The following is a 10,637-nucleotide window of genomic DNA, read 5'->3' on the forward strand; positions in this document are numbered from 1 at the left end:
CTTGGGACATATTTTCTTGTGATGTACCGTTCAAGCCTCATCTTGTCAAAACATCGCTAGAATCAGGTTTCTCAAATATCATTAAATGCTGTCGAGATAATAAGTTTTTAGTTTCGCGCCAAACCAAACCAACAGCTTGCATTTCTTTACGGACTTGCTTTTGAGTCATTTTGTGCAAACCTTTAATCATAATAAAAGGATTTTCACCCCGGTACTCAACCAGCGCTACCTTACCACCTGGTTTAAGTGCTTTCACAATTCCTTGCATCACTTCTTGGGGATACTCAAGTTCGTGATAAGCATCCACCATCAAAGCCAAATCGACACTTTTAGATGGTAAGTTAGGGTCGCTAAGGGTTGCTAAAACAGGCTCAACATTAGTGATATTTTTCTCTTTTTTAAACAACTCAATTATTTCCAACATTTCTGGCTGAACATCCACAGCCAAAACCTTTCCATCTGTTAATAAGGGGGCGATGCGAAAGCTTAAATAACCTGTACCAGCACCAATATCTGCCACTACATTGTTAGGTTTCAGATTAAGGGCGTTGACTACCTTACTTGGCTGTTCCTCTTCCTCTCGGTTTGGACGTTCTAGCCAGCCAGCGCCTGTGTATCCCATAACTTTAGCAATTTCTCGTCCCATGTAATATTTACCGATACCATCTGGACTATGGATAATCCGCTGTTCATAAACCGTGGTGAATGGAGAAGCGACTAATGCTATGCAAGTTTTATCAACCAGCGAGCATTGAACTATTAACAGGAAAATTACTATCAAAGGTAAGATTTTCAGCTTGTGATTATAGCTCATCTGTGCATCAATTAATAATTGTCGAGGGTTCGGGGATCTATTGTGCGTAAATCATCATAATGACACTTTAAGCTTTTAGACCGATGTGCAAGTAAACATTTTCAGGATTTACTTGAGCAACCCTTTAAAAATTTGTAATCCAACCTTTGGACGTTTATATGCAAAACCTGTCCCTAATGTTAGTGCCTGTACTCGCTGCACAAAAAGTAGCAGGTGACGGTTTAATTAAACCTCTCGGTCATCATGAGTTACTGTTGGTGCTGGTGCAACTGTCACTATTACTTCTGGTAGCGCGGGGATTAGGTGAGTTGATGCGCCGGATTAACCTCCCACCGGTTGTTGGGGAATTACTGGCGGGTGTGTTGCTGGGCCCTTCTCTATTTGGTTTACTCCTTCCAGATGTACAGGCGTACATATTTCCCAAAAGTCAAGAACAGTCTAATTTACTTTCCGTGATTTCTTGGTTAGGCGTGTTATTTTTGCTGATTGTAACTGGGTTAGAGACGGATCTAAAGCTGATTCTTCGTAAGGGTAAAACGGCTCTGCTGATTTCACTAGGCGGAATTATTATCCCATTTATCACTGGATTTGGACTGGGCTGGCTATTGCCAGATAGTTTTTTAGCCAACCCAGAAAAGCGGCTGGTATTCAGTTTATTTATTGCCACAGCAATGAGTATTTCGGCAGTACCAGTGATTGCTAAAGTGCTGATGGACTTAAACCTGATTCGCCGTGACATTGGTCAAGTTACCTTAGCTGCTGGGATGACTGACGACACCATTGGCTGGATTTTACTTTCTGTGGTTTCAGGTTTAGCTAGTAGCGGCAAATTTGACTTCGGAACAATTTTCCACTCCGTAAGTGCAGCTATATTGTTTTTAGCGATCGCTTTCACAATTGGGCGTACCATCGTAGACCAGATTTTGCGGTGGGTTGATGACTACGTTGGCGGTATCTCAGCGAGTATATCGGCTGTACTAATTCTTTCGCTCTCGGCAGCAGCACTTACCCACGCATTAGGTCTGGAAGCAGCATTAGGTGCTTTCGTGCTGGGAATTCTGGCCGGTCAATCCCGCCGCTTTAGTAATGAAGCTGGACATCTGCTAGAAGTATTCACAGCAGCTTTTCTAGCGCCAATTTTCTTTGCTTCCGCTGGCTTGAAAGTTAATCTACTAACTCTTTTAGTACCCCAGACGTTGATATTTGGTTTGATTGTTCTTGTTGTTGCCTGTGTTGGCAAATTTACAGGTGCTTATATTGGTTCTCGCGTCGGCGGCTTGAGTCATTGGGAAGGTTTGGCAATGGGTTCTGGGATGAATGCTCGCGGGGCGATGGAAATTGTCGTTGCTACCATTGGTTTATCTTTGGGAGTGCTGAATCCCCAGATGTACTCAATTATTGTGATGGTAGCGATCGTCACTTCCCTAATAGCTCCACCCCTTTTGCGCTGGTCTTTGTCGAAGGTGGTGATGAGTGACGAGGAAGCGCAACGTTTGGAACAAGAAGAGCAGGATAGCCGCAGCTTTATCAAACAGATCCAACGGGTTTTAATACCTACTAGCGGTGGCCCCAACATCCAACTGGCGGCGCAACTAGTGGGCTACATGGCTCACCAAAACTCCATAGAAGTGACATCTCTATATGCCCTAAGTGATAAGCAACCTCAAAGCAAAGATCGCCGGACGGCAACCCAAGTTAAAGATACCGCCGCCGAGGAAGCGCTGGCTTCTATTGCTGAGGAAATGCAGCTACCTGCTGATACAACTCTGCAAACAAAAACGGAGTCTGGGCGTAGTAAAGCAGAAGTAATTCTGAATGAAGCAAACAAAAACTATGACTTGATCGTATTGGGAGCTTCTGAACAGATACGCCCTCAGAAAAAATTGTTCAATTTGCTTGTAGATCGGGTAGTACAAGAAGCGCCATGTGCAACGATGGTAGTAAAGTCGCATCTACCCCAACCCAAAGGCGAGATGTGCAAAATTGCTCAACAAAAGCTGACAAAAATTCTAGTGCCAACGGTAGGGACAGAATATAGCAAAAACGCTGTAGAGATGGCAAGTACGATCGCTGCTCAGACAGGAGCATTAGTAATGATTGTAAACGTGATTAATTTGCCACAGGTTGAGTATATTCTTTACGAGCAGCGATCGCTAGCTCCAGTGAAGGAAATTGCTCGCGATCTGCTCGAACAGCAAGCAACAATTGGCCGCAATCTGGGTGCTGATGTTAAAATCTATATTCTTCAAGGAAACAGCCCAGAAAAGGAAATTCTCAAGTTTGCCCAAGCCCAGGAAGTTGACCTAATTATTCTAGGGAGTAATATCCGAATGGTTACGGGTCGCGTTTTCTTCGGTCACAGAGTGGATGTAATTCTAAGTAAAGCTCATTGCCCAGTAGCGGTAATTACTGCGCCATAATCGTTCTCAGCTTAGATACATTTAAGAAAATAAATCCTTAGCACATCAGCTTACTACTGACACACTTGCCATTCTGGCTTCTGATTGCTGACTCGTGAGTTCTTCTAGCTCAACTACAAATACTCACTTTGTCAGTTTGTCTATTTAAGCTATGTTTGGTAAATAAAATAAGAATCCTACACGATCGGCTGCTATTCTACACTTGATATAAAGCATTGTGAGTGCGAAAAGACGACTGCCAGAAACCATTGCCCATGTCAGAATCACCCGCCAATCCTGGCAACACGGCTTCCTTGAGGGTGAAGTGAGTGCAGGTGAGTTTGAGTGGCATTTCCAGTGGCATTTTCGCCGAGGAGAACTTGCCGTCAAGCCTTCCCAAGGCCGCGCTTTAATCAAAGAACCCCTTGGTCGATTTTTGGAGCAACAAGATTATCAGCTAGAGCCTGGAGGAGATTATGCTTTTACTATTCGGGCGGAACTCTAGAAGTTAGGAGTTATGAGTTAGGAGTTAGGAGTTATGAGTTAGGAGTTAGGAGTTGTAAAGAGATTAATTCCTAACTCACGCCTAATGTGAATTAGAAAAAGGGGGGAGAAATAAGAAGATGAAAGTTACCAGCTTTTCAACTCAGACTTCCTCCATGATTAGTATGGACAATTCCCAATTCCCCTCATCCTGAAACAATAATTTTGAGCAATACTGGTACAGGAAGGAATATTTACACAAAATCCCAAAATGACAATTCAACCTAGTGACAAGCCTTTGCTAGAGTGGGCAGGCGATAGTTTGGCAATTGGATTATTTGAAGATGCAGTCGAGTTAACTGGAGAACTGGCAACTTTAGATCAAAAGTTTTCCGGGGTATTAAAAGAACTGATTACAGAAGAAGAATTTAAAGGTAAAGCCAACAGTAGCATCTTCACCCGTGTAAATGCTGGTAGCCCAGTGCGGAAAGTGATTTTGGTAGGATTAGGTAAACCAGATGCACTAAAACTCGACACTCTGCGACGCGCTGCTGCTGCTGTAGCTAGGGTAGGAAAAAAGCAAAAAAGCAAAATTCTGGGATTTAGTTTTCCATTATGGAATAACGATCCAGCGGCCAGTGCCCAAGCGATCGCAGAAGGTGTGGAATTAGCACTTTACCAAGATATTCGCTTTAAATCAGAACCAGAAGAGAAAGGATCGCAAATAGAAAGCGTAGATTTACTAGGTTTCGGTGGACAAGAAACCGCCATTACCCGCGCCAATCAAATCGTTTCTGGGGTAAATTTGGCCCGGCAGTTAGTAGCAGCGCCAGCCAACGCAGTCACACCAATTACTTTGGCAGAAACTGCTCAAGCGATCGCAAAGGAGTACGGTTTACAAGTAGAAATTCTGGAAAAAGAAGACTGTGAAAAGTTGGGTATGGGTGCTTTTTTGGGGGTATCGCAAGGTTCCGAGTTGCCACCTAAATTCATTCACCTGATTTACAAACCAGAAGGTACACCGAAAAAGAAACTAGCAATTATTGGTAAAGGTGTAACCTTCGATTCCGGCGGACTCAATATTAAAGGTGCTGGTAGCGGCATCGAAACCATGAAAATGGATATGGGTGGTGCAGCTGCTACCTTGGGCGCGGCAAAAGCAATTGCTCAAATTAAGCCAGATGTTGAAGTTCACTTTATCTCGGCGGTAGCTGAAAACATGATTAGCGGTCACGCCATGCACCCTGGAGATATTCTCACAGCATCAAACGGCAAAACAATAGAAGTGAACAACACCGACGCTGAAGGACGTTTAACCTTAGCAGATGCCTTGGTTTATGCCGACAAATTAGGGTTGGATGCGATCGTAGATTTAGCTACCCTAACCGGTGCTAACGTCATTGCCTTGGGTGAAGATATTGCTGGTTTGTACACTCCCGATGATGGTGTAGCTTCCCAAATCGAGAAAGCTGCCCAAACTTCAGGGGAAAAGATTTGGCGGATGCCAATGGAAGAAAAATATTTTGAAGGACTAAAGTCTGGCATCGCCGACATGAAAAATACAGGCCCGCGTCCAGGTGGTGCTATTACTGCTGCACTTTTCTTGAAACAATTCGTCAAAGAGACACCTTGGGCGCATATAGATATTGCTGGCCCCGTGTGGACAGATAAAGAAAATGGCTACAACAGCGCAGGGGCAACCGGCTACGGCGTTCGGACACTAGTTAGCTGGGTTTTGGAGATTGGGGAGTAGGGATTAGGGGCTGGCTATTGGGTACTGGGTATTGGGGACTAGTCTTACTAGGAACACTAGAAGGTTTCTTCCCCATGCTCATTACCTAATCCCCAGTCCCCATTACCCCTTATCCCCAGAGGGGGCCCCACCTTCCCCAATGCCCAATGCCCAAATTCGTGCTATCTTGAGCTTGCCAGTAAAAATTGTTGCAATAGTAACAGAAATAATTTGGCAGTCAGAAAGTTAAGCTTTTTCGGCAAAGCCATCTGGTAAAATCTATAAGGTTTCTAAAAGCTCTGAGCAATGGGATCGACTCGCGTACGGATCGCAATTGACGCAATGGGAGGGGATCACGCACCCGGTGAAATCGTTGCTGGCGCACTGCGAGCAAAGGAAGAATTGGGTGTAGATATATTACTAGTTGGTGATCCCCAACAAATAGAAGCTGCCTTCCCGCCAAAAACGAATCTAGGGCAGATAGAGATCGTGACTGCTGAAGAAGCGATCGCAATGGATGAGGAGCCTTTAAATGCAGTGAGACGCAAACGCAAGGCTTCTGTTAATGTGGCGATGGATTTAGTCAAGCAGCAAAAAGCAGATGCGGTATTTTCTGCCGGTCATTCTGGGGCAGCTATGGCATCAGCTTTGCTCCGCTTAGGACGATTGCCGGGAATTGACCGTCCAGCAATCGGGACTGTTTTTCCAACAATTGTTGCTGGCAAACCTGTGTTAGTTCTTGATGTCGGTGCAAATGTAGATTGCCGTCCGAAGTTTTTAGAGCAGTTTGCCGTCATGGGTTCGGCTTACAGTCAGTATGTCTTAGGTACAACCGAACCGAAAGTGGGTTTGTTGAATATCGGTGAAGAAGACTCTAAGGGCAATGATGCAGCCGTCCGCGCCCACCAACTGCTCCGCGAAAATTCTCAAATTAATTTTATTGGCAATGCCGAAGGGCGTGATGTGCTTTCCGGTCGCTTTGATGTTATTGTCTGCGATGGCTTCGTGGGCAATGTGCTATTAAAATTTGCCGAAGCAGTTGGAGAAGTAATTCTGCAAATTCTGCGGGAAGAATTACCCCAAGGATTACATGGTCAAATTGGTTCAGCAATTTTAAAACCAAACCTGAAGCGAGTTAAGCAACGGATGGATCACGCAGAACACGGCGGTGCTTTGCTGTTAGGCGTGGCAGGAGTTTGTTTTATCGGTCACGGTAGCTCACAAGCACCTTCAGTTTTTAATGCAGTTCGCATGGCCAAAGAAGCTGTTGACAACCAGGTGCTACAACGAATTCAGTCCCAATATATCCTAGAGCGCGAGAGCGGTTAGTCATTAGTCATTGGTCATTTGGAAAGGACAAAGGACAACTGACACAGGACAACTGACACATGACAAATGACAAAGGACGACTGACAAAGGACAAAAGCTGTAGCTTGGGAGATTAGGAGTGCAAAACTTAGGCGTAGCAATTACCGGAAGTGGCTCGGCAGTACCCGCAACTTCCCTACACAATGAGACATTGACTGAACTAGTTGAAACATCAGACGAGTGGATTGCAACGAGAACGGGAATTCGTCAACGACGATTAGCCACACCATCTGAGTCCCTAAGTGGACTCGCTACTGCCGCCAGCATTCAGGCGATCGCAGCTTCAGGAATTAAACCAGAAGAATTAGACCTGATATTGCTAGCGACTTCCACCCCTGATGATTTGTTTGGTAGTGCTTGTAAAGTGCAGGCGCAATTAGGAGCCAGCAATGCAGTAGCCTTTGACTTGACAGCAGCCTGCTCTGGCTTTGTTTTTGGTCTGGTTACAGCAGCCCAATATATTAGAACAGGTGTATATAAAAATGTACTTTTGATCGGGGCAGATATCCTCTCTCGCTGGGTAGATTGGGAAGATCGGCGCACTTGTGTGCTATTCGGCGATGGTGCAGGAGCAGTAGTATTGCAGGCTTCAAAAAGCGATCGCTTATTGGGATTTGCCCTTAAAAGTGATGGTACTCAAAACCATCACCTCAATCTTGCTTATGTAGGCGCTTCCCAAGAATTGCTCTCTAATGTAAATATCACTAAAGGCACTTACCAACCCATTACTATGAACGGCAAAGAAGTCTATCGCTTTGCCGTCCAAAAAGTGCCAGAAATTATTGATAAAGCCTTATTTCAAGCTAACCTGAGCGTTGACCAAATAGATTGGCTAGTCTTACATCAAGCTAATCAGCGCATTATCGATGCTGTTGCCCAACGCCTGAATGTCCCAGAACATAAAATTATCAGTAATCTCGCTCAGTACGGCAATACCTCAGCTGCTTCTATTCCCTTAGCTTTGGATGAAGCAGTACGGCAAGGTAAAATTAAACCCAATGACATCATTGCTACATCCGGTTTTGGTGCCGGTCTTACCTGGGGTGCAGCAATTTTTCAATGGGGAAGATAGGGACTGGGGACTGGGTATTGGGTACTGGGAAAACTCTTCCCCATCCCTAGTCCCCAGTCCCTAGTCCCCAGTCCCCAATTATCAATGACCACTGACTAACGATCAATGACAAAAACTGCATGGGTGTTTCCCGGACAAGGTTCTCAAGCATTGGGAATGGGAATAGATTTATTAGATATACCATCCGCTAAAGAAAAATTTGCCCAAGCCAAGGAAATTTTGGGCTGGTCTGTAACCGAAATCTGTCAAAACGAAGAAGCAAAGTTATCACAGACTCTATACACCCAGCCGATTCTTTATGTGATAGAAAGCATTCTTGCCGATCTTCTCCAAGAACGAGGACACCAGCCAGATTTAGTTGCTGGTCACAGTTTGGGAGAATATTCTGCTCTTTATGTTGCGGGTGTCTTTGAGTGGTCAGCTGGTTTATATCTAGTAAAGCGTCGTGCAGAACTCATGGATAGCGCCGTCGGTGGGATGATGGCGGCTTTGATGAACTTTGACCGCGAACAGTTGGAAAAAGTCATTACCGAAACCCCTGATGTAGTACTAGCAAATGACAATAGTTCGGCTCAGGTGGTAATTTCAGGCACGACTGAGGCTGTGCAAGCAGTGATGAATCAAGTGAAAGCCAAGCGTGCTATTCCTTTAAAAGTTTCTGGAGCATTTCATTCACATTTAATCGCACCAGCTGCTGCCCAATTCCAAGACATTTTAGAATCTGTAGAATTTCAGCCAGCTACTGTGCCAGTGTTGTCTAATGTAGAACCAATTCCGTCTATTGATGCCGAGATTTTAAAGCAGCGCCTGAATAAACAAATGACTGGTTCTGTAAGATGGCGAGAAATTTCTCTGCAATTACCAGCTAATGGTATCCAACAAGTAATGGAAATTGGCCCTGGTAAAGTCCTAACTGGCTTGATTAAACGTAGTAGCCCTGACTTAATCTTAAAAAATATCCAGAGTGCTGCTGATTTACCTGTTTAATTTTTTTATAACTTCATTTCAATTAAAAATTCTGTACCCTGACCTAAAACAGAGTTAAAACTCAATTTGCCACTATGGGTTTCTTCGATGATTTGACGGGCGATCGCTAATCCTAATCCTGTCCCTTTACCCACAGCTTTTGTAGTAAATAAATGGTCAAAAATCTTTTGCTTCACTTCTTCATTTATCCCCTTGCCATTATCAGCAATAGCAATTTTCACACCTTTACTTTCTAGGAAGGTTTTAATTTTAATTAGGTTGGGATTAGCCTTAATTTCCTCAAAGCTTCGCCCAGCATTTGATTCTTCTAAGGCATCAATGGCATTAGCTAGAATATTCATAAATACCTGATTTAACTGCCCAGGAAAACATTCAACTTGGGGCAAGTTACCATAATCAGTTATCACTTCAATTGCTGGACGTTGTTCGTTTTCTTTGAGGCGATGTTTGAGAATTAAAATTGTACTGTCGATACCTTGATGGATATTAAATAGCACTTTGTAATCTTTATCAGCCCGCGAGAAAGTTCTTAAACTAGTACTTATATTTTTGAGGCGATCGCAAGCCATCACCATTGAATTAATAATTTTGGGTAAGTCTTCTAAAGTATAATCCAAGTCAATTTCTTGGGCATGTTCGATGATTTCATCACCCGGTTCGGGGAGACTTGTTTGATATCGTTTCAAGTGTTCAACAATATCATTAATGCTGGGTTGAGCTTGTTTGAGACTAGCAGAAATAAAGCCCAAAGGATTATTCATTTCATGGGCTACCCCTGCAACTAAATTACCTAGTGCAGACATTTTCTCGCTCTGAACAATTTGTAATTGGGCTTTTTGCAAATCTTCTAAGGCTGTTCTGAGTGCTTGAGATTTTTCTGTTACTGCTTCTTCAGCTTGTTTGCGATCGCTAATATCAATAGTTGTCCCCACTAGGCGATAAACTTTGCCCGTCTCGTCTGTTAATGGACTGAGTGTGGTTAACCACCAAGTTTTCTGGTGATTAAATGTTAGGCATTCTTCATAAGTGACGGGTATTCCGGTTTGGAAACAATGCAGATATTTTTGCTCGACTGCTGCACCGTCATTAGGATTTATTTCTTGCGGAGTTTTACCCAGCACTTTCGAAGCAGGTATACCACTCCCTAATTCGCAAGATTTACTCCATCCTGTGTACTCAAACCTACCATTATCCCGGACATCAACCACAAAGATGACACAGCCAACACCTTCGTAAATACTACTTAAAAACTTTTCTCGCTCTTGGAGATGATTATATAATTGGGCGTTTTCTAAAGAAATCGCGGCTTGAGTGCAGAGGAGATTTAAAACAGAAAGGCGATCGCTAGTAAATACTCCTTGAGTCAGTTGATTTTCTAGATAAACAATCCCCAGTAAATTCCCTTGATTAATAATCGGGGTAATACACTCTGGGGTTGTGAGGAGTGCATATATTCCCCAATTACCCCAGGAATATCTGTTTGACAATTGTCTATAACAACTGTTTGCTTGGTATTTTTGACGTAATGGATAATGTTTACGGGAATATCTTGACAATTGTCTAGTAATTGCGATTTGAGGATAGTTTGTATTTCCTCATCCTCAATAAAGGTAATTGCTCGTACTTGCCAAGTGTCATCTTGGGGAAGAATTAGTGCAGATTTTTTCGCGCCAGAACTTTCTAGAATAATGCCAGCAATTCTCATTTTGAAAAAAAATCAGAGAAAATTCTTTATTTAAATAGAGAACTTGTGTCGAAGCATAATTTTTTGACAAATAATTA

At 43.4% G+C, this 10,637-nt stretch carries 7 protein-coding genes and 1 pseudogene; 6 read left to right on the forward strand and 2 right to left on the reverse strand.

Features of this window, described 5'->3' with window-relative positions:
- Positions 1-37: 37 nt before the first annotated feature.
- Positions 38-814: a class I SAM-dependent methyltransferase gene (locus V7K55_RS11990; RefSeq protein ID WP_334831453.1), complete on the reverse strand. Its 777-nt coding sequence runs from the start codon at positions 812-814 to the stop codon at positions 38-40.
- Between the two features lie 158 nt (positions 815-972).
- Between V7K55_RS11990 and V7K55_RS11995 the strand changes: the two genes are divergently transcribed.
- From V7K55_RS11995 to fabD, 6 genes are all read left to right on the forward strand, one after another.
- On the forward strand, positions 973-3,234 hold the full coding sequence (locus V7K55_RS11995) for a cation:proton antiporter domain-containing protein (RefSeq protein WP_334831455.1): 2,262 nt from the start codon (positions 973-975) through the stop codon (positions 3,232-3,234).
- Between the two features lie 214 nt (positions 3,235-3,448).
- Positions 3,449-3,718 carry a DUF3146 family protein gene (locus V7K55_RS12000; RefSeq protein ID WP_372726526.1) on the forward strand — a complete coding sequence of 90 codons (270 nt, stop codon included), beginning with the start codon at positions 3,449-3,451 and terminating at the stop codon, positions 3,716-3,718.
- 249 nt (positions 3,719-3,967) lie between these two features.
- Complete coding sequence (locus V7K55_RS12005; protein WP_334831457.1) at positions 3,968-5,449, forward strand: leucyl aminopeptidase; 1,482 nt, start codon at positions 3,968-3,970, stop codon at positions 5,447-5,449.
- A 285-nt stretch (positions 5,450-5,734) separates the two neighbouring features.
- The gene (plsX, locus tag V7K55_RS12010; RefSeq protein WP_334831459.1) at positions 5,735-6,757 is read left to right on the forward strand and encodes a phosphate acyltransferase PlsX; all 1,023 of its coding nucleotides are present in this window, start codon (positions 5,735-5,737) and stop codon (positions 6,755-6,757) included.
- A 118-nt stretch (positions 6,758-6,875) separates the two neighbouring features.
- Positions 6,876-7,868, forward strand: a complete 993-nt coding sequence (locus V7K55_RS12015; RefSeq protein WP_334831461.1) for a beta-ketoacyl-ACP synthase 3 — start codon at positions 6,876-6,878, stop codon at positions 7,866-7,868.
- 105 nt (positions 7,869-7,973) lie between these two features.
- On the forward strand, positions 7,974-8,855 hold the full coding sequence (fabD, locus tag V7K55_RS12020) for an ACP S-malonyltransferase (protein WP_334831463.1): 882 nt from the start codon (positions 7,974-7,976) through the stop codon (positions 8,853-8,855).
- Positions 8,856-8,860: 5 nt separating this feature from the next.
- On the opposite strand, the pseudogene V7K55_RS12025 reads toward fabD, so the two are convergent.
- Positions 8,861-10,276 (reverse strand): annotated as a pseudogene (locus V7K55_RS12025) (ATP-binding protein); the annotation flags it as partial.
- Between the last annotated feature and the right edge of the window lie 361 nt (positions 10,277-10,637).

The organism is Nostoc sp. (assembly GCF_036919895.1).
GTDB lineage: Bacteria > Cyanobacteriota > Cyanobacteriia > Cyanobacteriales > Nostocaceae > Nostoc.

What these genes read in the sequence shown, in the direction of transcription:
- V7K55_RS11995 (WP_334831455.1), top strand. Translation starts at nt 973, where the DNA reads ATGCAAAACCTGTCCCTAATGTTAGTGCCTGTACTCGCTGCACAAAAA.
- V7K55_RS11990 (WP_334831453.1), bottom strand. Translation starts at nt 814, where the DNA reads ATGAGCTATAATCACAAGCTGAAAATCTTACCTTTGATAGTAATTTTC.
- V7K55_RS12005 (WP_334831457.1), top strand. Translation starts at nt 3,968, where the DNA reads ATGACAATTCAACCTAGTGACAAGCCTTTGCTAGAGTGGGCAGGCGAT.
- fabD (WP_334831463.1), top strand. Translation starts at nt 7,974, where the DNA reads ATGACAAAAACTGCATGGGTGTTTCCCGGACAAGGTTCTCAAGCATTG.
- plsX (WP_334831459.1), top strand. Translation starts at nt 5,735, where the DNA reads ATGGGATCGACTCGCGTACGGATCGCAATTGACGCAATGGGAGGGGAT.